Annotated in this window: 21 protein-coding genes, 1 other RNA gene and 1 pseudogene; 9 read left to right on the top strand and 14 right to left on the bottom strand. The window is 52.6% G+C overall.

What is annotated here, in order from left to right; translation table 11 throughout:
- Positions 1–4: 4 nt before the first annotated feature.
- A complete protein-coding gene (locus IE076_RS10225) occupies positions 5–1,486 on the bottom strand; it encodes a tetratricopeptide repeat protein (RefSeq protein ID WP_189436673.1) in 1,482 nt (493 codons plus the stop codon).
- A 352-nt stretch (positions 1,487–1,838) separates the two neighbouring features.
- On the opposite strand from IE076_RS10225, the pseudogene IE076_RS23075 reads away from it, so the two are divergent.
- Positions 1,839–2,093: pseudogene (locus IE076_RS23075) on the top strand (GNAT family N-acetyltransferase); the annotation flags it as partial.
- 53 nt (positions 2,094–2,146) lie between these two features.
- On the opposite strand, the gene IE076_RS10220 reads toward IE076_RS23075, so the two are convergent.
- Both IE076_RS10220 and IE076_RS10215 read right to left on the bottom strand, forming a co-directional pair.
- Positions 2,147–3,277, bottom strand: a complete 1,131-nt coding sequence (locus IE076_RS10220; protein ID WP_189436672.1) for a DUF389 domain-containing protein — start codon at positions 3,275–3,277, stop codon at positions 2,147–2,149.
- 194 nt (positions 3,278–3,471) lie between these two features.
- The gene (locus IE076_RS10215; protein WP_189436671.1) at positions 3,472–3,738 is read right to left on the bottom strand and encodes a YMGG-like glycine zipper-containing protein; all 267 of its coding nucleotides are present in this window, start codon (positions 3,736–3,738) and stop codon (positions 3,472–3,474) included.
- Between the two features lie 581 nt (positions 3,739–4,319).
- Between IE076_RS10215 and IE076_RS10210 the strand changes: the two genes are divergently transcribed.
- The 3 genes from IE076_RS10210 to IE076_RS10200 all read left to right on the top strand — a co-directional run bounded on the left by IE076_RS10210 (position 4,320) and on the right by IE076_RS10200 (position 8,594).
- On the top strand, positions 4,320–5,462 hold the full coding sequence (locus tag IE076_RS10210; protein ID WP_189436919.1) for a GNAT family N-acetyltransferase: 1,143 nt from the start codon (positions 4,320–4,322) through the stop codon (positions 5,460–5,462).
- A gap of 131 nt (positions 5,463–5,593) precedes the next feature.
- A complete protein-coding gene (locus IE076_RS10205) occupies positions 5,594–6,508 on the top strand; it encodes a PhzF family phenazine biosynthesis protein (RefSeq protein ID WP_189436670.1) in 915 nt (304 codons plus the stop codon).
- A gap of 529 nt (positions 6,509–7,037) precedes the next feature.
- The gene (locus IE076_RS10200; protein WP_189436669.1) at positions 7,038–8,594 is read left to right on the top strand and encodes a 2-isopropylmalate synthase; all 1,557 of its coding nucleotides are present in this window, start codon (positions 7,038–7,040) and stop codon (positions 8,592–8,594) included.
- A 64-nt stretch (positions 8,595–8,658) separates the two neighbouring features.
- On the opposite strand, the gene IE076_RS10195 is transcribed toward IE076_RS10200, so the two are convergent.
- Complete coding sequence (locus IE076_RS10195) at positions 8,659–9,195, bottom strand: GNAT family N-acetyltransferase (RefSeq protein WP_209009016.1); 537 nt, start codon at positions 9,193–9,195, stop codon at positions 8,659–8,661.
- A gap of 607 nt (positions 9,196–9,802) precedes the next feature.
- Positions 9,803–10,801 (bottom strand): tRNA (adenosine(37)-N6)-dimethylallyltransferase MiaA, encoded by a 999-nt coding sequence (gene miaA / locus IE076_RS10190; RefSeq protein WP_189436667.1) that lies wholly within the window; start codon positions 10,799–10,801, stop codon positions 9,803–9,805.
- On the opposite strand from miaA, the gene serB reads away from it, so the two are divergent.
- A complete protein-coding gene (gene serB, locus IE076_RS10185) occupies positions 10,779–11,672 on the top strand; it encodes a phosphoserine phosphatase SerB (RefSeq protein ID WP_189436666.1) in 894 nt (297 codons plus the stop codon). The two genes, miaA and serB, sit on opposite strands and share 23 nt — an antisense overlap.
- Positions 11,673–11,742: 70 nt before the next feature.
- On the opposite strand, the gene IE076_RS10180 is transcribed toward serB, so the two are convergent.
- The 5 genes from IE076_RS10180 to IE076_RS10160 form a co-directional block, all read right to left on the bottom strand.
- The gene (locus IE076_RS10180) at positions 11,743–13,227 is read right to left on the bottom strand and encodes a DegQ family serine endoprotease (protein ID WP_189436665.1); all 1,485 of its coding nucleotides are present in this window, start codon (positions 13,225–13,227) and stop codon (positions 11,743–11,745) included.
- A gap of 163 nt (positions 13,228–13,390) precedes the next feature.
- The gene (locus IE076_RS10175) at positions 13,391–13,585 is read right to left on the bottom strand and encodes a DUF2065 family protein (protein ID WP_189436664.1); all 195 of its coding nucleotides are present in this window, start codon (positions 13,583–13,585) and stop codon (positions 13,391–13,393) included.
- Complete coding sequence (hflC, locus tag IE076_RS10170; RefSeq protein WP_189436663.1) at positions 13,585–14,493, bottom strand: protease modulator HflC; 909 nt, start codon at positions 14,491–14,493, stop codon at positions 13,585–13,587. The genes IE076_RS10175 and hflC overlap by 1 nt, the downstream gene beginning before the upstream one ends.
- Positions 14,493–15,659 (bottom strand): FtsH protease activity modulator HflK, encoded by a 1,167-nt coding sequence (hflK, locus tag IE076_RS10165; protein ID WP_189436662.1) that lies wholly within the window; start codon positions 15,657–15,659, stop codon positions 14,493–14,495. The genes hflC and hflK overlap by 1 nt, the downstream gene beginning before the upstream one ends.
- A 295-nt stretch (positions 15,660–15,954) precedes the next feature.
- Positions 15,955–16,470 (bottom strand): GNAT family N-acetyltransferase, encoded by a 516-nt coding sequence (locus tag IE076_RS10160; RefSeq protein WP_189436661.1) that lies wholly within the window; start codon positions 16,468–16,470, stop codon positions 15,955–15,957.
- A 224-nt stretch (positions 16,471–16,694) separates the two neighbouring features.
- Here IE076_RS10160 and IE076_RS10155 point away from each other — a divergent pair, with 224 nt between their 5' ends.
- Positions 16,695–17,588: a phytanoyl-CoA dioxygenase family protein gene (locus tag IE076_RS10155; protein ID WP_209009015.1), complete on the top strand. Its 894-nt coding sequence runs from the start codon at positions 16,695–16,697 to the stop codon at positions 17,586–17,588.
- 10 nt (positions 17,589–17,598) lie between these two features.
- Here IE076_RS10155 and IE076_RS10150 read toward each other — a convergent pair whose 3' ends face one another.
- The 4 genes from IE076_RS10150 to IE076_RS10135 all read right to left on the bottom strand — a co-directional run bounded on the left by IE076_RS10150 (position 17,599) and on the right by IE076_RS10135 (position 20,463).
- Entirely contained in the window at positions 17,599–18,120 is a 522-nt protein-coding gene (locus tag IE076_RS10150; RefSeq protein ID WP_189436659.1) for a dihydrofolate reductase, read from the bottom strand.
- Between the two features lie 87 nt (positions 18,121–18,207).
- Positions 18,208–18,819, bottom strand: coding sequence for a histidine phosphatase family protein (locus tag IE076_RS10145; protein ID WP_189436658.1), 612 nt, complete (start codon positions 18,817–18,819; stop codon positions 18,208–18,210).
- The gene (locus IE076_RS10140) at positions 18,816–19,640 is read right to left on the bottom strand and encodes a 3-deoxy-manno-octulosonate cytidylyltransferase (RefSeq protein ID WP_189436657.1); all 825 of its coding nucleotides are present in this window, start codon (positions 19,638–19,640) and stop codon (positions 18,816–18,818) included. The genes IE076_RS10145 and IE076_RS10140 overlap by 4 nt, the downstream gene beginning before the upstream one ends.
- Positions 19,641–19,668: 28 nt before the next feature.
- Positions 19,669–20,463 (bottom strand): thymidylate synthase, encoded by a 795-nt coding sequence (locus tag IE076_RS10135; RefSeq protein WP_189436656.1) that lies wholly within the window; start codon positions 20,461–20,463, stop codon positions 19,669–19,671.
- A 271-nt stretch (positions 20,464–20,734) separates the two neighbouring features.
- On the opposite strand from IE076_RS10135, the gene ssrA reads away from it, so the two are divergent.
- The 3 genes from ssrA (at position 20,735) to IE076_RS10120 (ending at position 22,094) form a co-directional block, all read left to right on the top strand.
- Positions 20,735–21,091: a transfer-messenger RNA gene (ssrA, locus tag IE076_RS10130) on the top strand.
- 127 nt (positions 21,092–21,218) lie between these two features.
- Positions 21,219–21,827, top strand: coding sequence for an SspB family protein (locus tag IE076_RS10125; protein ID WP_189436655.1), 609 nt, complete (start codon positions 21,219–21,221; stop codon positions 21,825–21,827).
- A gap of 57 nt (positions 21,828–21,884) precedes the next feature.
- Positions 21,885–22,094: a DUF4169 family protein gene (locus IE076_RS10120; protein ID WP_189436654.1), complete on the top strand. Its 210-nt coding sequence runs from the start codon at positions 21,885–21,887 to the stop codon at positions 22,092–22,094.
- Positions 22,095–22,096 lie beyond the last annotated feature (2 nt).

Here is a 22,096-nt window from a genome sequence, read left to right as displayed (position 1 = left end):
AAACCTAATTATTGGGCTGGGTTTTCAACTGCCATTCCAGTTTGCGAAGTGCCTGCTCTGCCCCCCGATAACCTTGCTCGACAGCCATCTTGTAAAAATCCCGCGCCTTGACCAGATTGCGGTCCATGCACCGCCCACTCTCATGGCAATACCCGAGCAAGTAAAACGCTTCTGGCACCCCTTTCGCCGCTGCTTGCAAAAACATGCGCGCCGCTTCACTGGGCTTCGGTTCTTCATTAAAGCCCTGCAGATAGACCTTGCCTAACAGCACATCTCCCACCGGCTCCCCTCTTTCAGAGGCCTGCCGAAACAGCTTCTTGGCCAGCTCAACATCTTGAGGTACACCGCGCCCACTCAGGTAAAGCAGCCCGGCATTGGTAAGCGCAAACGGGAACCGGGCGGACGATGCCGTATAAAACTCCATCGCCATCTCATAGGACTGCGGTACCCCGCGACCATTCTCGTAAAGCACGCCCAGATCATTCAGCGCCTGCGCATTGCCCTGCTTGGCTGCTGCTTTATACAGATCAACAGCTTTTCGCAGGTCGGTTCTGGTGCCCATGCCAAGCAGATAAAACCGGCCCAACGCAAATTGAGACCGTGCTAACCCCTGCCTCGCCGCTTTTTCGTAGTGATAGAAAGCCAGCTCCAGATCCCGCTCAACGCCAACGCCGTCCTCATAGATCGTGCCAAGGTAATGATTCCCCAGCAAATGCCCGGTATCCGCAGCAAGACGGTAGTGATGAATGGCCCCGTCAAGGTCCACCTTGCCGCCCTCTCCATCCTCCAAAAGCTCCCCGAGCGGCACATGCGCGTCAATGGAGCCAAGAGAGATCGCCTTCCTGTAAAGTGCACGAGCGCGCGTCGCATCCGGCTCAACCCCGATCCCGTCGCGGTAAAGTCCGGCAAGATTCTCGACGCCCTGCATTAGGCCCGCATTCGCTGCCCCCTTCACCCAGTAGTAAGCCAGCTTCGGGTCCCTCTCCACGCCAATGCCGTGCAGAAACAACAGGCCCATATTGTTCTGTGCCCACGCATCCCCCCACTCCGCAGCAAGCTGGTAATGCTCCATTGCTTTCTGAGCGTCGGCAGCGTCGCCGTGCTTGCCCTTCCTGTAGATCTCACCAAGATTGTTATAGGCCGCCGCAAGTCCCATCTTGCCCGCTTTCTCATAAAGCGACATAGCAACCGGCACGTTCTTGGGCACCCCATGACCCATCTCATGCGCCACCGCCAATCCAAAAACCGCCCCTGCATTCCCAGCCAACGCTTCCGCATCCAGTGAGAAGATCAGCGCGCTCTTGGACATCTCGGTACGTGTTGCAACATGGATCTTTCCGGCACGGTTGCGGAGCAGCACCAGTCCGCCAACGCCTTTGCTCAGCAGCAGTTCCTTCTCACTCCCGCTCGGCTGCCATCTCACCGCATGGGCAGGTATTGCAAGCGCAATTGCAAGCAAGCATAGAAGTGAAACCAGAATGCGCATGAGTACCTTCTCAACTGTGATAGTCACGGGTCACAAAGAGCGTCATTCCAGCGGGCGCAACAGGTTCAGTTGCCCGATAAGCTCTTGTCTGCCAACGAACCTCATGCAATTAGTTAATCGTTAATCTTTTCGGGTTGGGTATCCTTCAATTGGCGTTGGTCACTTGAAACCATTTCCTCTGTTGGGCAACTAATGGCTGGTTATTTCGGCTGGTCCCAACAGCTTTTGTCCTTGCCCCACACAGCGCGGTCTTCCCCCTATAAACGGAAAACACACCGGGAGTGCACAGCCAGATGTTGGCCCGCTACCAAATGCCAAGTCCTTGCCCTCACAAACATAATACGAGCCACCAATGCTCACTCAGGATACGACGGAAGCATCCCGTAAGAGTTGGACGATCACATCGGAGATGATCGAGGCAGCTCCCCGCATATTTATCTCTGATGAAACCCGGCCAATAGGTTTTGCCCGTGTCGTGAAAGAAAACCCAGACACCGCTCTGCTTGATTATCTGTTTGTGTTGCCAGAGACACACGGGAACGGCTACGGCGTCGGGTTGCTGGACGATACAGAAGACATCACCACCTCCCCGCAAACTACGAGAAGACTCAAGACAGATATCTGTCTTTCACCAGCACACAAGGACAAGCCTAAGAATTCTTATTTAGTAGGTTTTGGTTGTGAGGAGCGGAGCCGGAGGAAATCGATCGGGATAACGTCAACTTCCATTGCTATTGGCTCACCAATTTCTTCGGAGATAACCCGCCTGAAATCGTCGAGACGCGCCTGTGCGCCCTCCATATGCTCCCGGGTTAAGAACATAACGATATTTACATTCAGCATGCCATCCAGGTAATTGACGTTCACGCTTTCTATTTTTTGGGCCAGGTTTTCTGCACCGTTGTCTGTAAAAGAGTGTGAGCGCTTCACTGCTAAGCGAATAACGCGATTTTTCACGTAAATTTCGTGCAGAGTCTCCTGCAAAGTCGGTACAAAAAGAAACGATAGCATGGAGATAATCGCAACGGCCGTTAAAGCTTTACGCCAATCACCATAACGTTGGGCCACAAACACCAAGGTGCCAATGACTATGATGCCGATTAGGTTGGTAAGAAATAAAAGAAAAGCACCAGCCGCAATGTCATACCCCCCAGAATATAAACCAAACTCACCTAGGGAAAGTCCCGTTTCGCTGGTCGCTTTTGCTCCTAAGGACAATCCGATTCCACTAGCTGCGAGCGGCGGAACAAGCGCGACCGCTATCGCCACGCCGGCAATCGAGTTGGTTATGCTGGGCCTTGTCTGAGCGAACGCCGCGGCACATCCCGCCGCAAGAGCAACCCCCAGGTCCAGCATGGAAGGTGAAGCACGTGAGAGAACCTCCGTACCAACAATGCGTACGCCAATAACCTCAATGCCCATATAGGCGATAAAAATAACCAGTAATGTGCCCGTAAAAATCGAGAAAATAGAAATCAGGATCAAACGAAGATCCATGAAGGCAAGTCCGAAAGCAACACTAACAATAGGAGACATAAGCGGGGCAATAATCATTGCGCCTATTATTGTTGGAGCGCTGTTCGCAATCATTCCCAGCGTTGCAATTATTCCACTTAACCCAAGCATCAAGAAAAACCCCGGAGAAGGGACAGCATTTCTTTTCATAGAAATGTGTAGCTCCTCTGTGGAGACAGGCGTCTCTCGAAGTTTCCCCCAAAGCTCACTTAATCTTCTGGAGAAGGTCTTGAGATGGGAAGCTATTTTCTGTTTCAGAAGACTAAGTTTACTCAAGCTCCCTTCCCTCGTAATTTTATATACTTAAATATTGATATTTAGACTAATTATATGGCTCGAAGAGCCCAAACAAACCCCCAATTTATCTAACTGTGAGATCGCTTTAGGCACTCCATTTCATAGAGGCACTCTTGAATCAAAAAGGGCTCCGAGTTGGAGCCCTTTCCCACTAGCTTTCTCAGTTACAGGAATTATGGACATGCCGATGCAACACGACGCCCATAGCGGTCGTGTACATAGCAGTCTCTAGGCGTAGCTAAGTCGCCAAGAACGTTTCCTGCCAAACCGCCAGCCGCGCCAGCTGCCAAAATTGGGGTGATACCACCACCTGCGATTGCTGCGATTCCCGCACCGGTACCGGCACCAGCCACTGTACCAAGGAGGCGGTTCTCGCTTTGTGATGAACTGCAAGCTGCCAGTGCTAGAAATGTCGCACACACAAATGCAACTTTAATCATTTTTGTTCTCCTTGAGCTGCCCCTAACGATTGATATGTTGTTACGCAGCGATAGTGCTCTTCTTATGGAGCAGGTATACCTTCTAGAGAACAGGAACATGGTGAAAGTTTGGTCAGCATTGTTCCCTACGTAAACTACGGAAAAATGTGAACAATTGTTGAGTAGAACCGTCAATATTGTGAGTGAAATCACACCCTTCAACCATAAGCAAAAGCGGCGTTTAGTGCTCTTTGTGTAATTCTGCACACCACCAGTCACAGAAATTGACGCTCGACAAAACTCTCTCTACGAAAACACGATACTCATAAAGAGCAATTGGTCGGCCTGACGTGAACGAGCCAGAAGCAACTTCCGGGAAGCTCTTGTCTGCCAACTAACCTCGTAAAATCAGTCAATCTTTACTCTTTTCCGATTGGGTATGCTTCAAATCACTGTGGTCACTTGAAACCATTTCCTCGTTTGAGCCATTATTGGCTGTTTATTTCGGCTGCAACCAAATGCATATGGCCCGACTTGCAACGGCCTACACAACGTTTGCTTGGCCGTAACAATTTGGAGAAATACCAAGAATGCACTGCCAGATGCAGCCCGCTACAAAATGCCAAGCCCTTGCCCTCACAAACATAATGCATGCCGCCAAAGGTCACTGGGGTTATGACCCACAGGATATGGAAGTCTACCGTGAGCACTGGAAGATAACGCCAGAGATGATCGAAGCAGATCCCACCTTAGTTATCTTGGATAAAACCCGACCAATCGGTTTTGCCCGTATAGCGAAAGAGAACACCGATACCGCCCTGCTTGATCATCTGTTTGTGCTGCCAGAGGCGCACGGCAACGGCTACGGCGCCTGGTTGCTGGAAGGCGCAGAAGAAATTGCCAAACGCATGCAATGCTCAACGCTGCGTCTTGAGTCAGATGCAAATGCAGCCCCCTTTTATGCCCATCACGGCTACCACAGCACCAGTAACCGCCCCAGTGCCTTCAAGGGAGCTCGCCCAATCGAGCACATGCAAAAGGACCTCACGCCACAAATCCATGAGATTGCGCAGATCGACCTGAATCTCGACGACGCCAACTCATGGGAGTTCGCGGAACACAACAGCGAGGCGATCAAGGAAAACTGGAAGCATCTGATCTCCCAAAACCCGGATCTCTGGGATGGTAAGGTCCTTTCATTGTACCAATATGCCCTCAACCAAAAGAGGTTCTCCGGCAAGCTGGTGAAAATCGATTACTCCGCCTTCCTTGCTTGGCGCGACTGGGGCTTTCCTGACAGGAACGCCAGAAACCTATTTGGCTGCACTGTCCTCCGCTCCAGCCAGGGTCACCTGATTTTTGGCAAAATGGCCAGCCACACTGCAACCGCCGGTCAGGTTTACGCGCCAGGTGGAAATCTTGATCTCAATGATATCACCCCCTCAGGCAAGGTGGATATCTTCGGCTCTATCGCCCGCGAGCTGGAAGAAGAAACCGGCTTTACGCTGGAGCATGGAGAGCTGGGTGAGGTGCTCGCTGTGGAAGACGGGCCACGTCTCGCAATCGCACGTGTTTTAACATTGCAGCTCACCTCAGACGAAATCAGCTCAAAAATCTCACATTTCAACGCAAACCAGGAAAAACCTGAGCTGGAAGAAGCAGTTATCGTAACCTCATTAGCAGACCTGACCCCACATCAAGTGCCCCCTTATGCCAGAGCACTCACCGCACACCTGTTAAATTAGCGAGGGTTAGCCATATGCAGTCTTGTATTTGACAAAAAAACAATCTTGAGTAGCGCTCAAACAAACATTGTTCTTCAGTCGAGCGGATAATACATCAACTCGACACCAAACTGAGATAATTGGATTTCAACATGGCCAGACCTTATGCCCTGCTAGACGTTTTCACTGATAAAGCGCTGGCAGGTAATCCGCTTGCAGTCGTGCTGGATGCAAAGGGATTGTCAGACACGCAAATGCAGCAGATCGCAGGCGAGTTCAATCTTTCCGAAACCGTCTTCGTTCTACCTCCGGAAAACCCGGCCCATAACGCTTCAGTTCGTATCTTCACGCCGTCCATGGAGCTGCCATTTGCCGGCCATCCAACCGTCGGTACTGCCGTACTTCTGGCGGAAAATCGCTTCGGCGCGCCGGACAACGATATGGATGCATTGGTGCTGCTGGAAGAAAAAGTTGGTTTGGTGCGCTGCGCCGTCGCAATGCAAAAAGGCAAAGCCACCTCAGCAGAGTTTGATGTTCCACGACTGCCAAAGCCAGCTCAACAGCTCGGCGAGAAGGACGCCATCGCAGCCGCACTGTCTTTGGAACCAAATGAAATCACTTTCGAAAACCACAAGCCCAAGTCCTGGGAAGCAGGCCTGCCATTTGCATTTGTGCCAGTCGCAAACATGGAGGCCCTCAACCGCATTGAGCCGGTTCCAAAGTACTGGGAGGAAGCCTTCGGCGACATCGAGCACAACAACACATTTGCGTATTGTCGCCAGACCATCCACGTGAACAGCGCATTCCACGCTCGCATGGTCTATCTGGAAAACGGACTTCCCCGCGAAGATGCGGCAACAGGATCAGCAGTTGCTGCGTTTGCCGGATCCATCGCCGAGTTTGACGAGCCATTGGATGGCATCCACACCTATTGTGTCGAACAGGGCTTCAAGATGGGACGCCCCTCCTTCATCTCTTTGGAAATTGAAATCCAGTCCGGCAAGATCCACGCCCACCGCATCGGCGGACAAGCAGTTATCCTCGCCAACGGCGAGCTTCTGGTCTGATCTAAAAAGCTTGGCGGAGAGCCCCGCACGCTCTCCGCAAACTCAAGAGCCAGGTGAGATGAGCCGGGAGCCAACTGAGATTATCTCAACGTATCCTGCATATACTTTTGAGTACGCCGAGCTGCGCTTTGAGTAAAAATCTTGCGTTTGCAACTCAAATCCGCTAGGAAAATTACACATTTGGCAAATCGAGATCCACTCGACAACGCCCAAAGAAGAATTGGCTTATAATTTCGAACCGGTATCTGACCATAATCGGATGGTACCATTGGATAAAAGCCACAGCGACGAAAAGGCAGCTGACAGATAATGATCGCGAACCGCGACAATCTGAACAACACCAGCACCATGCGCCAGCATGGCGGCCTCTTCCTGCGCACCCTCCTTCTACTTAGATGCCCCTAGGCGTCGGCGGCCCCGTATCTGGGCGGACACTTAGGGGATCATTCTAAATATCTGAAAATGAAGGAAAATCCCCGGACGCTATTCAGGACAACACGCCGTCGGGGCAAAGTTGAAGGCACCACCAATGACCGCATCCGCTAAAGACCAAGTAGTTATTTTCGACACCACCCTGCGTGATGGAGAGCAATCTCCCGGCGCTTCCATGACACTGGAAGAAAAGCTGCAAGTTGCGGAATTGCTTGACACAATGGGCGTCAACATCATTGAAGCAGGCTTTCCAATTGCCTCTCAGGGTGACTTCGAAGCGGTCAGCGAAATCGCCAAACGCTCCAAAAATTCCATCATCGCAGGTCTGGCCCGCGCTATCCCGGCAGACATCGACCGCGCTGGTGAAGCAATTAAGCTGGCAAATCAAGGCCGTATTCATACATTCGTCTCCACCTCCCCGATCCATCTGCAGTTCCAGATGAACAAGACTCAGGAAGAGGTTCTGGAGATCATCTCCAAGACGGTGAAGCAGGCGCGCAACCTGATCGATGACATCGAGTGGTCCGCAATGGACGCCACCCGTACTTCCATCGATTACCTGAGCCGCTGTGTGGAAGCCGCAATCAACGCAGGCGCTACCACCATCAACCTGCCAGATACCGTTGGCTATGCGACACCAGCCGAATATCAGGAGATGTTCGAGAAGGTCATCGCAAACGTGCCGAACTCGGATAAGGCTGTGTTCTCAGTGCATTGTCACAATGACCTGGGGCTGGCAGCAGCGAACTCTCTGGCTGGTGTCGCTGGCGGTGCTCGTCAGATCGAATGCACCATCAACGGCTTAGGCGAGCGCGCAGGCAACGCGGCGCTGGAAGAAATCGTCATGGCCCTGCGCACTCGTGGTGACGTGCTGCCATATGAATGCAACATCGATCCAGCTTACCTGACCCGCGCATCCAAGCTGGTTTCCGCTGTTTCTTCGTTCCCCGTCCAGTACAACAAAGCAATCGTCGGCAAAAACGCCTTTGCCCACGAGAGCGGCATCCACCAGGACGGCATGCTGAAGCACGCAGAGACCTATGAAATCATGCGTCCTGAAGACGTTGGGGTCCGCGCAACCTCTCTGGTCATGGGCAAGCATTCTGGCCGCCACGCCTTTAAAGACAAGCTGGCTGAACTGGGATACGAGCTGGGCGACAATGCCTTGCAGGAAGCTTTCCGTCGCTTTAAGGACTTGGCCGACCGCAAGAAAAACGTTTACGACGAAGACATCGAAGCTTTGGTGGAAGATCAGATCTCCATCGAGAGCGAGAACGTCAAGGTGATTGCTCTGACAGTAATCGCTGGAACTGGCGGACCGCAAAAGGCAATCCTGACCATGGATGTGAACGGTCAGCACCAGACCCGTGAAGCCACCGGCGACGGCCCGGTTGACGCAACATTCAACGCCATTAAGGCAATCTGGCCACATGACGCAACCATGTCCCTGTATCAGGTACATGCGGTCACCGAAGGCACAGATGCTCAGGCAGAAGTGTCCGTACGCCTGGAAGACAATGGCAAGATCTCAACCGGTAAGGGCGCTGACACAGATACACTGGTAGCCTCTGCCCGCGCCTACGTTTCCGCACTGAACAAGCTGGTGATCCGCCGTCAGCGACAGGTCAACGTAGAAGACGCCATCACTGTCTAAGCCATTAATTCTTGAGATAAAGAAGAGCGCGGGTCAAAAGCCCGCGCTTTTTTTGTGCGATGCCTCAGGCAGGCACCGCAAGCTTCTGACAACTGGGGCTCAGAACCTGATAAAACTCGCAGGGCATCCCATCAACCTCAAGGGTTTCCCGGAATTCAAAGCCAGCCCGTTTCATCACCTTTTTGGAAGCATGGTTGTCTGGATGGGCGAAAGCCAGGAGATGAGAGTAATAGGTATTCTCGAAGAACCACTCCACCAGCGCCTGAGCAATCTCGCTGCCCAGCCCCTTGTTCCAGAAGTGTTCGTGCAGAGTGTACCCCATCTCGATTTCGGCAGTTTTTTCATACAGTGAGAAGCCTGCGCGCCCAACGAACTCGCCGTCATGTGTCGAAAGGTGCCACTTGCTGAAGCCCAACAGTTCCTGGGTTTCAATAAAGCGCGCCAGCCGCTGCTTCACGGTTGCCACATCCCAAGCCACATTGGTTGGTTGCAAATAGCGATTTACGGTTGGATTGCGGTGAAGGCTAACAAGTTCCGCCAAATCATCTGAGGTAAAAGGACGTGCCCGCAGCCGCTTCGTTTCCAGAATTGGGGGTGTCACGTTCGCTTCCTCCATTAGAATCGCACACCAGCCAGCCAGAAAAACCGACCATGTAAGACCATAAGCCTCAGGCTAGATCTGACGAGTGCCTCACCAGATTACAACTGCTTTAATGCATGCGCTATGCTTAAAAAAACTATCAAAACCTAAAAGCGAAGGTTTGATCGCACGAGATTATGTCTAAAAAGCGTCAGAACCCCCATGTCACGCAATCCTTTGAAATTCAGTAGGATTTTCTCGAGGGACTTATGCAATCAACATTTATTAAGGCAAAATTACGATTTCAAAATACCACAAATTGAGCGGATAACATCATTTATCCGAGGACACAATGACTTAGGGTAAAGTTACCCTTAAAACGCCTGCAAACATCACTTAAAAATGGTACTGGCCGGTGGAGTAATCTCACACCGACCAGAGCTCCAAGGAGCCTCAGCTCCGCCGCAAATTAAATTTCTAGGAAAATAGTAGGGCTTGTTTGGCGGCCTCTGCCAAACGTGCGCCTCTCTTTAAAGAAACCACAGAAAGTTGTCACTTAAAAATTCATCCGCAAAACTATCTATATGCTGATCTTAACAGAGAATTTCGTCAAACGAAAAACTGGGAATCACGATCCCTGAAATCCCGCAGATTTCACGGAGCTGACAAACGCGGCCACATCCTCCCCGTTCAGCGGGTCAAGAGTTCGCCAGTTGGAAAGTTGTCCCCTGAAGAACGTGGATTGTCGCTTTGCATATCGGCGCGTCTCGGTCTTCGCTTTCTCAATAGCCCACTCCATGCTGGTGACACCCTGAGCAGCCTCGGCAAGCTGCTTGACACCGATCGCCTTCATCACTTGCAAGTTAGGATCAAGCCCTTTGGCCCATAGCGCACACGCCTCCTCAACAGCCCCGTGCTCCATCATCAGATCGAACCGACGGTGGATCCGCTCGTGCAGAACCTTCCGGTTCGGCAAAAGCACGACTGGCACTGTTTCCTCAGGCATAGGCAAAGGTGTGCTGCGCTCGTTCTGCCAGACAGAGAGCGACTTGCCGGTTCCCTCAATCACCTCAAGAGCACGCACAATGCGCTGCGTATCTGACGGATGCAGACGCTCCGCCATCACCTCGTCCCGCTCTGCGAGCGCACCATGCAGCTCATCGGAGGACACATCCTGCGCAAAGCCGCGCCAGTGTTCACGCACATCCTCAGGAATATCGGGCAGCAGCGACAGGCCTTCTAGCAAAGACTTGAAGTAGAGCCCTGTCCCACCAACAACAACCAGCGGGCGCCGCTCCGCACGGGCCGCCGACAGCACCTCGCCGAACTCTGTCAGCCAATTCATCACGCTATAGGGCTGGTCGCTGGCGACATGACCAAACAGGTGGTGCGGCGCCTGCGATTCTTCTTCCGCACTCGGACGAGCGCTCAAAATGTGAAGATCAGAATAGATTTGCATGGAATCTGCATTTACAACCCACGCATCAAGCTCTTTTGCCAATTGAATGGAAAGAGCTGTCTTGCCGCTGGCCGTCGGTCCGGCTATCAACACCGCAACTGGCCTTTTTCCAGTGCCATTCACCTGCACACTCCGAGAGCTGCTTATGTCGTTTGTTGTCACGCTCATTTCCAATCCAGCCAAACCTGCTGTCACTGAGGATCTGATCGAGAAGATCAGTGCCCTTTTGCCCGCTGCACCTCAGGTTAAACACCTCAATCCGCAGATCGCCGTTGACCTGACAGTAGAAGGCCCTGCACCATCTGAAGAGCTCACAAGCTCTATTCGCACAAACCTTGCAGATGCACCAGTTGACGTTTTCATTCAACCCCAGAATGGCCGCAGAAAAAAGCTCCTGATCGCAGACATGGATTCCACCATGATCCAACAGGAGTGCATTGACGAGCTTGCAGCCGAACTCGGCTTGAAAGAAAAGATCTCCGAGATCACCGAACGCGCCATGCGCGGCGAGATCGAGTTTGAACCTGCCCTGCGCGAGCGCGTCGCTCTTCTCAAAGGTCTGGGCACCGAGATCATTGGCAAGACCATTGAAAACCGCATCACCCTGACACCCGGAGGCCGGGAGCTGGTTCAGACCATGAAAGCCAACGGCGCATATGCGGCTCTGGTTTCCGGCGGGTTCACCTCCTTCACCCAGAAGATTGCTGAGGTCATCGGGTTCGATGAGAACAAGGCCAACACCCTTCTGGAAGCAGCGGGCGAGCTCTCTGGAAAGGTTGCCGAGCCAATCTTGGGAAAGCAGGCCAAGCTGGACCGCCTGAACCAACTCTCAGAAGAAAAGAACATCCCACTGGACGACGTTATAGCGGTCGGTGATGGCGCAAATGACCTTGCCATGATCTGTGCTGCCGGTCTGGGTGTTGCCTTCCATGCAAAGCCGAAAGTGGCCGCAGAGGCCCGTGCTAGCATCAACCATGGCGACCTGACCGCCCTGCTCTATCTTCAGGGCTACAGCCACGACGAGTTCGTCAAAAGCTAGCCACCGACTTTTCAACAAAAAAGCCGCTCCCAATCCGGAAGCGGCTTTTTTTATGTCTTAAAGAGGCCCGTTAGTCTTCAATACGGACCGCAACAAAGCGCAGCTCGCCTGCACCGTTGGACAGCAACAGCAACGCAGAGCGCCGGTCATCGGCCTTCAGCCGGTTCACCATCTCAATCACGTCGCTGGTCGTCGCCACGGGCTCCTGAGCAACCTCAACAATTACATCACCCGGACGAACGCGCTTGTCCTCAGCAGAACTACCTTCAGCAACACGCGTGATCACCACACCTTCGATTTCGTCGGAAAGCGCAAAACGCTGACGCAGCGCTTCATCAACGCGGGCCAGAGACAATCCAAGCACAACGGTCTCGTCTTCCGTGTTGCTCGGGCTTTCCTGATCCTGCTCCGTCTGCTCAACTTCAGCAAGCTCATCAAGGCGACCAAGCGTGACTTCAATCTCCACCTCCTCGCCGCGGCGAAGCACGGTCAGCGGAACAGTGCTACCAATCGTCGTAGTGGCAACCATGCGCGGCAGATCCCGCATCTCTGGAATGTCACGGCCATCAAACTTCAGGACCACGTCACCCGGCAGAATACCCGCTTCTTTCGCAGGGCCAGAATCAGACACACCGGCAATCAAGGCACCCTGCGCACTGTCCATACCAAGGCTTTCTGCAATCTCATCCGTGACATGCTGAATCCGCACACCAAGCCAGCCACGCCGGGTTTCACCAAACTCACGCAGCTGCGCAATCACGCTGGTCGCAGTCTCTGCTGGAATAGCAAAGCCAATACCGATGGACCCGCCGGAGGGTGAAAAGATCACCGTGTTGATGCCAACTACTTCGCCATCCATGTTGAACAGCGGACCACCCGAGTTCCCTCGGTTGATCGCAGCATCCGTCTGGATAAAGTTGTCGTAGGGACCTGAATTGATATCGCGATTCCGTGCAGAGACAATCCCCGCAGTTACCGTGCCGCCAAGCCCGAATGGATTGCCAATCGCCATCACCCAGTCACCCACGCGCAGCACTTCAGAGCTACCAAATTTCACGTCAGTGAGAGGAGACTGAGGTTCAACCTTTAAAACCGCAAGATCCGTTTTATCGTCAGAACCAAGAAGCTCTGCGGAGAGTTTGCTACCATCATTAAAGTTGACGGTGATCTCATCCGCTCCCTCAATCACGTGGTTATTGGTCACGATGATGCCCTCTTCACCATCAATCACAAACCCGGAACCAAGCGATTGGACACGCTGGGGGCTTTCGCTCTCCGGCTCCTGCCCGTTGAAAAACTCTTCAAAAAACTCCTGAAACGGAGACCCTTCCGGGACATCGGGCAACTGCAAAGACCGCTGCGACTGCACTCTTTGTGCAGTTGAAATATTCACAACAGCATCGCCAAGCTCTTCCGCCAGGTCTGCCAGAGACTCAGGGCCTTGTGCTTGAGCGTTGTCAAAGCTGCCGGTCACCACCGCAACGCCAAGCGCGCTCGCAAAAACAAATGCCTTGATTGAACGTCCAAGCTCAAGGCGAGGGAAAACACCGGCCATAAGCCAACTCCTCAGATTATCAGGTGAGAACAAAACTTCACCAGAACGCAGTCTGAAAACAAATATGCCCGCGCTTGGTTAACAAAGCGCGGGCAAAACTAACATTTATTTTGTGACTGCGTCAGGCTGAATTCTCGCAGTTGTGTCATTGGCAATTTTGCAGTTATCCCATCAGGGACCGCACCAACCACACAATCAGTACACCCAGCCCCATCGCGGCAACACCACCGAGGCGAAGAGACTGATCAGGAATCTCCTGAGCTTTCCGCATGAATTCCTTCAAATGGCCTGGGGCAAGAGCATAAACAACTCCCTCAACAACGAGGACAAGCCCCAGAGCCACGACAAGATCATTCATTACTGTGCTGCACCAACCGTCGTCTGTGGTCCACCAACAGTCGTGATGTCACTCGCTCCGTTTGCATCATTGAAATAACGGAAGAACTCAGAGTCAGGAGACAGCACCAGAGAAGTATCGCCGTTTTCCATGGCAGTTCTGTAAGCCTGCATGGAACGATAGAACTCGAAGAAGCTTGGGTCCTGGCCATAAGCTGCAGCGAAGATCTGGTTAGCCGCAGCATCACCATCACCACGGATGATCTCGCCATCACGTTGTGCTTCCGCTACGAGAACGGTTGCATCACGGTCAGCACGGGACTTGATGCGGCGGGACTGCTCTTCACCCTGAGCACGAATTTCAGTCGCTTCACGCTGACGTTCTGTCTGCATACGACGGAAGATCGCCTGGGAGTTTGCTTCCGGCAGATCCGCACGGCGGATCTTCACATCAACCACATCCATACCGATTGCAGCTGCGCTCTTGTCCACGTCCTGACGGATCTGTTCCATCAGGTCAGAACGCTCGTCACGCACCACCTGAACGAAGGTCGCTTTTGCCAGTTCCGAACGCAGGGAAGACTGCAGGAACGTCGCGAGACGACGTGAGCCTTCTTCCACATTGTTCACAGACTGGTAGAAGCGCACCGGATTGGTGATGCGGTAGCGAGCGAACGCATCGACGGTCAAACGCTTCTTGTCTGCAACAATTGCTTCCAGCGGAGGCATGTTCAGATCAAGGATACGCTTGTCCAGAACGATTACGTTCTGCCACGGCAGTTTGAATTTCAGGCCCGGTTCGGTTTCCTGAGCTTTCACTTCACCAAACTGCAGAACAAGCGCCTGCTGGGTTGGTGAGATGATGAAGGTTGACCAGTAAAGAACAATGGCAACGATCGCGATGGCAATGCCTAGAAGACCACTTTTCATCAGTTGTTTCCTCCAGAAGTACGATTCAGCTGATCAAGTGGCAGGTAAGGCACGACGCCGCTCTGCTGCCCATTACCGTCAATGATAATTTTCGGGTTCTTGCTCAAAACCTCTTCCATTGTCTCAAGATAGAGGCGCTGGCGAATGACGTCCGGAGACTTCGCATATTCCTCATAGATCTTGGTAAAGCGCTGTGCCTGACCGGTTGCTTCCGCAATTGTCTGATCACGGTAGGCCTGTGCAGCTTCAGAAACGCGAGCCGCATTACCACGTGCTTCAGGAACAATCTTGTTGGCATAAGCCTGTGCTTCGTTCTGAATACGCTCTTGGTCCGCACGGGCGGCCTGAACATCACGGAACGCTTCGATGACCTGCGCAGGAGGATCAACCTTCTGCATCTGCACCTGAGTAACTTCGATGCCAGCCTTGTAGCTATCCAGTGTTTCCTGCATCAGCTGCTGAACGGCAAGCTGAATAGGAGCACGGTTTTCGGTCAGGATCGCATCAATACGGGAACCGCCAACAACTTCACGCATCGCACTTTCAGCAACCGCCTTCACGGTGCCGGACGGGTTCTGGATGTTGAACAGATACTCCTGAACACCTGTTGGGGTGTTCTGAATGCGCCACTGAACCTTGAAGTCCACATCAACAATGTTTTCATCACCGGTCAGCATCAGGCTTTCTTCAGGCACATCACGCTGATTGATGGAGGTGCCACGAACAAATTCTTCCATACCAACGGTCAATTCGCGGACGCGCAGCACTTCCGGTGTGTACACGCGGCCAACTGGATATGGCCAGTTGTAGTTCAGGCCCGGATCCGTTTGTCCGACCACCTTGCCAAACACCAGCTCGACACCAACTTCACTCGGCTCCACGCGGTAGATACCAGTCGCAAGCCAGATCACCACAGCAACAAGGATCGCAAACAGGATGCCTTTAAAGCCAAGTCCACCACCGTCACCTGGCAAAACAGACTTCAGCCGATCCTGACCGCGCTTTAAGATTTCCTCGAAATCAGGCGGATTGCCGCCGTTGTTACTGCCATTACGCTGAGGGCCACCGCCGCCGCCCCAAGGGCCGCCACCGCCCCTGTTACCGCCGGAGTTCCCCCAAGGGCCGCCGTTATTGCCGCCACCTCCGCTTTCATTGCTCCAAGGCATAGAGAGATCCCTTTACTAGGTACATTGCCGATTTACCGACAAATATATGAGAGTTAGACTAAGCCAACTATTACTTGATTAGGGTTATAGGCAAGTTACCAACGCCTTTCAACGAATGCACATAAGCCAGAGGGCCGCACTCCGCGAAAAACACCAGAACCCCACAGAAACCAGACACTATCCTTGAAGATAAGGCTTCTTGCGCGCGTTTCAACCGCCGCTTCAAAGGTCCGCCTACGATTTTCAGTCATAAGAAATACCAGCAAATTCCGGCGAATTCTTGCCGTTTGCTCCACTAAGCGTAAACCGCTGAAGACGCCGCTGGCTCTTTTGTCGCGATCAGGGATCGGCTTTCAGGAGGCAATTTCAAACGCATATCAACATGCGGAATGCCATCTTCAGGATAGATTTCGGAGATCGCAAAGAACCCCAGACGAAGATAAAAATCCTGCAAATAGGCTTGCGCCTGCAGCTCCACACGGAATTCACTATTCGTCGCCGCACAGTAGGACAGCGCAGCTTCCATCAGTTTTCCTGCAATGCCCTGTCCACGCGCCTCCTTAGACACAACAACGCGGCCAATCTTGAACACATCTCCATCAACGTCCGCATGGAGAACCCGCAGTGCGCCAATGATATCACCGGCATTGTTCTGCATCAGCAAGTGTTTAGCACCAAGGTCTAATCCATCAATGTCAGGGTAGGCACATTCCTGCTCAACAATGAACACATCACATCTAAGCTTCAACAGCGCATACAGCTGCTCTACGCCGAATTCGTTGAAGTCCTTAAGCTCAAGATAATGGGACATTCCACCTCAAAAGTTCCTCGGCCTACTCCCGAAAGCAAACCTAAATCCCTGTGTATTTTGGTCCACACCATTTAAATTGCAAGCTAATAACTGCTAAAAATTAATCTTTAAGCAAATTTCACACGCAGAAACAGAAGGCAAGACCGCTCGCAGACTTCCGCTTAACCTCTCGTTAATAAACAGGGGCGGGTATGCGTATGCGGGCACTAAAGCCAAGACACTTCATGAGCAGTTTACAGCGCAGGCTCCTGCCCTCCTCCTCCGTTCAAGCAAACTGGAATGAGGAGAAAATTCCTGGTTGGTTCCACAATGAACTGGCGGAGCTTCACAGCCAAAAGCGCGAAAAACAGCTTCGGTTAAGTGCAGGCTTGCCCGCATCATGCGCGCAGTCTTTGCAAACCCATGGCCTCTGGATCAGGCACAACGTTTTGCCCCAAGAGTTCTTTCGCAGGCTCAAATATGAAGCCTTCGACTATTTCGTCGGCCAGCGCGATCGGAATAAACGCCTTCTCTACAACTGGCATAACGCACAAAGCTTCACAATGCCGCTCAACTACACCAACCTGCTCCGGCAACCTTTCTTGCAGTCCGCCATCACCGATGAACTCATTCCACCTTCAATACAGTTCGCTGCGGGTCGAAAAGCCAAACCCGCGTATCATTTGGAGGCAATGGCCCAGTGTGCGGCATCCCTTAGCTTTGGGGCCGACGGTCTGAAATTGCCAGCCTTTGCAATTGAGCACGATGCCTTTGCACCAGGCGCAACCGCCTTGCTCTTCTTAGAAAAGATCACTCCCGAAGATGGGGTATTGTTTTACATCCCCGGCTCGCACCGAATGACGAAACAGCGCGTATCCTGGGAGTACCAGCGTTACCTCAGGTGTTCAGAGCTGGAAGAGGATGAGGAAGAACCCATCACAGGCCTGCGCGATCTGCAGGACCTTAATCTGTCCCCGCTCGTCCCATTGAAGATTGAGGCAAACACATTATTGATCTGGGATCGCACTGGCTTCCACGGACGCCTGCCAAGCACCAACAACACGCAAAACGCCCATACAGCACATCGCCTTGCCTTGCGTGCAGACTTGTCAACCAAATCATCGACACGCGGACACTAAGCAACGACTATCAGAGACGGCGGCGATAGATTTCCAGTGAGGAATCTGCCGTATCTTTCTCACCCCGATCAAATGGAGTTCGCTCCGCAAGTTCCCACTCATCCTCATGGATCTCGGGAAACTTGGTATCCCCATCAGGTTGGGCATGGATGCGGGTGATGTAAAGCGTCGATGCTTGCGGCATGGCCTTTTTATAAATCTGACCACCACCCACAATCATGATTTCATCCACCCCATCGCTCTCCGCGATATCGTTTGCCAGTGTCAGCGCATCCCCTAGGCTGCTCACCACCTCAACCCCATCATAGGCATAGTCTGGATCACGCGTAACGACGATATTCTTCCGGTTCGGCAAAGGCTTTCCAAGCGTCGTGCAAATGCTTTCGAATGTGCGCCGCCCCATAATCACCGGCTTGCCCGTTGTCGTCTTCCGGAAGAACTTCAAATCCGTAGAAACAGACCATGGCATATCATTGTTCGCACCAATCACGCCATTTTCAGCCACCGCTGAGATCATCGAAATTTGCTTCATCCTATCCTCAATTGGCAAGAAACAAGGGGCACTCAGGGGACGAGAGCAAAAACTTCCGTCCAATCCGGTACAGATAGCCGCTAAAGCCTACGGCCTCACATTCCAACTAAGCATTAACGGCGCCCCATCCTCTGCCGTATCGAACACACCATAAGCAGCAGTCTTCAGCTTAAGGTCTGCACCCGCACCACCATCAGCCAAAGCCTTCAAGGCAAAGCGTGCGATGCCGTTGCTGGTCACCACAAGAAGAGTTTGATCAGGATATTTCTTGGGAGCGGAAGCGAAGAACTCCTGCCAACGCCCAATCACTGCGTGCGGATCAATATGCCATCCCTGTGGCGGCACACCTTCCTCTTCCCAGGCACGCAGAGCTTCGTCACCAATCCGCGCACGAACCTCTTCCTCAGGCATGTTCTCATCCGGCCCGTAATCGATCTCCACCAAAAACGGCAGAACTTTCAGGTCAACCTCTTCAGCTTGCGTCCTTAAGGCAATCTGAGCGGTTTGCTTCGTCCGCTGCAACGGAGAGCAAAACGCCCTATCAAACACCACGCCTAGCTCTGAAAAATGCTCAGCAAGTTTCTCAGCCTGCGCCAGACCAGAAACACTCAATGGCAGATCTGTACGCCCGCCAACCCGCGTGACAACATCGCCCTTATCAAAGGTGTTGCCGTGTCTGAGAATATAAATGCGCGTCACAGGCCAGTCTCCAGATGATCATAGGGGTCGCCGAATTTCGCGATCAGTTGAGCCGCAAGCTCGGCATCACTTGGCGTATCCACACCAGACATGGAAAGCCTCGGAGGCTGAACTTCCTCAGCATGAACAACCATTCCGTTTTCAAGAAAACGAAGTTGCTCCAGCCCTTCCAACTGCTCGTAATACCCAAGCCCAAGCGCGTTGAAGCGCTCAAGCGCCTCAACACGGTAGCCATAAAGACCAATGTGACGGAAGACGGGAGACAGCTTGTCAGCCTCCCGCAGCTTCTCTTCCTTGCGAATGGCTGGCAGAATGTTCTTGGAAAACCACAGCGCCGTTCCATCATCCTTGCGCACACACGTGGTACCAGAATATGGATGGGCTTTCTTGTGCTCACGCAGCGTATCAAGCCCCTCCCAATCAAGCCGGATGACAGGCGTAAACACATCCGCATCAGGCCGTGCTTCAGCTGCTTTGATCAGCCCTGCAACATGCTCTGGCGGTGTAAACGGCGCATCACCTTGCAAGTTCAGCACAAACTCAGGATTGCTGCCATGCTCTATCGAGGCAGCCAGCGCCCTGTCTGTGCCAGACGGATGTTCAGGATCAGTCATCACAAACGGTGCACCAATCTGGCGGCAGTGGTCCGCCACTTCCTCATGATCAATCGCGACCACATAGTCAGAACCGGTCTGCTTCGCCGCAACGCGGGCAACCTGCACCACACGCTCAAGCAAACTGCGCCCACTGATCAGGTGCAAAGGCTTGCGTGGAAACCGTGTTGAGCCAATCCGCGCGGGAACACAAATAAGGGTTCGCATAGGAACTCCCTTGCAAAAACAAAAGAAACTAGACTGCAACAACAGCCTTGATGTGTGGGTGCGGATCGTAACCTTCCAGCGCGAAGTCCTCATAGCGGAACGCAAAGATGTCTTTCACATCTGGATTGATACGCATCACCGGCAAGGCTCTTGGCTCTCTAGAAAGCTGCAGCTCCGCCTGCTCCATGTGATTTGAATAAAGGTGCGCATCGCCAAGCGTATGTACAAAGTCGCCCGGCTCCAGATCACACACCTGCGCAATCATCATGGTCAGCAACGCATAAGAGGCGATATTGAACGGCACACCCAAAAACACGTCAGCCGAACGCTGATAAAGCTGGCAGGAAAGCTTGCCGTTCGCCACATAGAACTGGAACAACGAATGACACGGCGGCAGCGCCATATCGTCAACAAGTGCCGGGTTCCATGCAGACACGATCAGACGACGGCTGTCCGGATTGGTCTTGATCTGATGCACCAGATTGGCAATCTGATCAACAGAACCACCATCAGGCTTGGGCCAGGAGCGCCACTGGTAACCGTAGACGGGCCCCAGGTCGCCATTTTCATCAGCCCATTCATCCCAGATCCGAACACCGTTTTCCTTGAGGTACTTGATGTTGGTATCGCCAGCCAAAAACCACAGTAGCTCATGAATGATGGATTTCAGGTGCAGTTTCTTGGTCGTAACAACCGGAAAGCCTTCAGACAGATCAAACCGCATTTGATGACCGAACACAGACTTCGTGCCTGTCCCAGTGCGGTCTTCCTTGACCACACCTTCATCAATAATGCGGCGCATCAGATCCAGATATTGCTGCATGAAGGATCAACTCCTATTCTACGATTCGCCCGCGCACAGTATAGCTGGTTTAGCAAAATGCGCTTCTGTGCTGTCGTTGGGGATCGGTCTTACCTCAAGCTTCTGCCAAGAAAAAGACCTTCAAATTTGTTGGCAGTCACTATGCTCAGGCAAATCCCTGCAAATGCGTCATTTATAATTCTTTGATGCCGCCCGTTAGCCAATTTGCCCTGTGAATATGCCGCTTTGTCAACAGGTTCTCTTCACCCTGCAACACAAACGAAGAGCTTTTGCCCTTCCATTTACCGGTGCGTGCACCTATATTCCCTCTGCCAGTTCGCTGGCTATGGCAATAAATTGCGAGCGCAATAAACCATTCGGACCCGGGGGCGGTACCCGGCGCCTCCACCAAAGCCCGTTGTATTCCAGCGGTCTTCGGGGGGGCGAAATAGGATCGACGAGGGCGTAAAGGCTTTGTTTTTGCTCGGTATGGTACCACCGTTATCGGACCAAACATGATAGTTGCAAATGACAACTACGCTATGGACAACGCTGTAGCTGCGTAATGCGGTTCCAGTAGTCCACTAAGTCCCGTTGGTTAGCACCTTCAGGCGGGGTCCGGAGGCACCTGGCAACAGAAGCCTCCACTTTAGTGTTAAGAGGCCTTTTCCTTATTCTACGCCGATTCAGGGTATAGAATTATAAGACAGGCCTTTTTGTCGCCTTTACGCTATAGTTAGGCCGAATAAGAACGCAAAGGATGAGCGGTGCCGAGCATGGCTGAAGATTTAATCCGCTATGACATCATCATTCAGGACGCGCTGAGAAGCGCAGTCCGAAAGATATTGGTTGAGGTCAACCGGGCAGGACTTCCCGGTGAGCACCATTTTTATATTGCCTTTGAAACCACGGCCCCCGGCGTCAAGATTTCAAACCGCTTGAGGGAACGCTATCCGAAAGAAATGACGATTGTTCTGCAGCACCAGTTTTGGGACTTGAACATCACCGAGCATGCTTTCGAGGTTGGTTTGTCCTTCGGTGGCGTTCCGGAACATCTTTATGTCCCGTTCTCCGCGATCAAAGGCTTCTTTGACCCGTCCGTCCAGTTCGCTCTTGAGTTTGAGCCTGGCAAGACCGGTGAAGAACTGCCAGCAGAATTCCGCATTGCTGAACGTGACCTGGACTCTGTAGAAGAGTTCCATGCGCGTCTGGAATCGGCTGTTGAACAGGCTGAAGAGGAAGAAGCAACTGCAGCTTCCGAAGCGGAAAAACCTGCTTCAGCCCCTGAGGATGAAAAAGAGAAACCAGAAGCTGACGAGCCTTCCAAAGACGAAAACGGAAGTGCGCAGGTTGTTTCTCTGGATGCTTTCCGCAAGAAGAGCTGATCCCTCCGATCAAGAAAAGAGCGGTCGGCTCATCAACGTCATGTAATGGGTGATTGTATGAGCGCGACCGTTGTTAACCTGCGTCAGGCCCGCAAGCAAAAAGCCAGAGACGCAAAAGCTCAGTCCGCAGCGGAAAACCGCCGGAAGTTCGGGCGCACCAAAGCCGAAAAATCTCAGGAAACTGCCCAATCCGACCTGGAAGCCAGGCGCTTTGACGGCCACAAGCTGAACTCCATCTCCTCACGCTCGCAGACCGACGAAGATTGAAG

The organism is Pseudovibrio japonicus (genome assembly GCF_014651595.1).
Taxonomy (GTDB): Bacteria; Pseudomonadota; Alphaproteobacteria; order Rhizobiales; family Stappiaceae; genus Pseudovibrio; species Pseudovibrio japonicus.
This window is presented reverse-complemented; position numbering and strand designations above follow the sequence as displayed.

Coding starts and splice junctions, on each gene's coding strand:
- IE076_RS10210 (WP_189436919.1), top strand. CDS start 4,320: ATGCAGCCCGCTACAAAATGCCAAGCCCTTGCCCTCACAAACATAATG.
- IE076_RS10120 (WP_189436654.1), top strand. CDS start 21,885: ATGAGCGCGACCGTTGTTAACCTGCGTCAGGCCCGCAAGCAAAAAGCC.
- miaA (WP_189436667.1), bottom strand. CDS start 10,801: ATGAGCGTGACAACAAACGACATAAGCAGCTCTCGGAGTGTGCAGGTG.
- IE076_RS10215 (WP_189436671.1), bottom strand. CDS start 3,738: ATGATTAAAGTTGCATTTGTGTGTGCGACATTTCTAGCACTGGCAGCT.
- IE076_RS10205 (WP_189436670.1), top strand. CDS start 5,594: ATGGCCAGACCTTATGCCCTGCTAGACGTTTTCACTGATAAAGCGCTG.
- IE076_RS10180 (WP_189436665.1), bottom strand. CDS start 13,227: ATGGCCGGTGTTTTCCCTCGCCTTGAGCTTGGACGTTCAATCAAGGCA.
- IE076_RS10135 (WP_189436656.1), bottom strand. CDS start 20,463: ATGCAGCAATATCTGGATCTGATGCGCCGCATTATTGATGAAGGTGTG.
- IE076_RS10175 (WP_189436664.1), bottom strand. CDS start 13,585: ATGAATGATCTTGTCGTGGCTCTGGGGCTTGTCCTCGTTGTTGAGGGA.
- serB (WP_189436666.1), top strand. CDS start 10,779: ATGTCGTTTGTTGTCACGCTCATTTCCAATCCAGCCAAACCTGCTGTC.
- IE076_RS10225 (WP_189436673.1), bottom strand. CDS start 1,486: ATGCGCATTCTGGTTTCACTTCTATGCTTGCTTGCAATTGCGCTTGCA.
- IE076_RS10155 (WP_209009015.1), top strand. CDS start 16,695: ATGAGCAGTTTACAGCGCAGGCTCCTGCCCTCCTCCTCCGTTCAAGCA.
- IE076_RS10150 (WP_189436659.1), bottom strand. CDS start 18,120: ATGAAGCAAATTTCGATGATCTCAGCGGTGGCTGAAAATGGCGTGATT.
- IE076_RS10125 (WP_189436655.1), top strand. CDS start 21,219: ATGGCTGAAGATTTAATCCGCTATGACATCATCATTCAGGACGCGCTG.
- hflC (WP_189436663.1), bottom strand. CDS start 14,493: ATGAAAAGTGGTCTTCTAGGCATTGCCATCGCGATCGTTGCCATTGTT.
- IE076_RS10140 (WP_189436657.1), bottom strand. CDS start 19,640: ATGCGAACCCTTATTTGTGTTCCCGCGCGGATTGGCTCAACACGGTTT.
- IE076_RS10160 (WP_189436661.1), bottom strand. CDS start 16,470: ATGTCCCATTATCTTGAGCTTAAGGACTTCAACGAATTCGGCGTAGAG.
- hflK (WP_189436662.1), bottom strand. CDS start 15,659: ATGCCTTGGAGCAATGAAAGCGGAGGTGGCGGCAATAACGGCGGCCCT.
- IE076_RS10200 (WP_189436669.1), top strand. CDS start 7,038: ATGACCGCATCCGCTAAAGACCAAGTAGTTATTTTCGACACCACCCTG.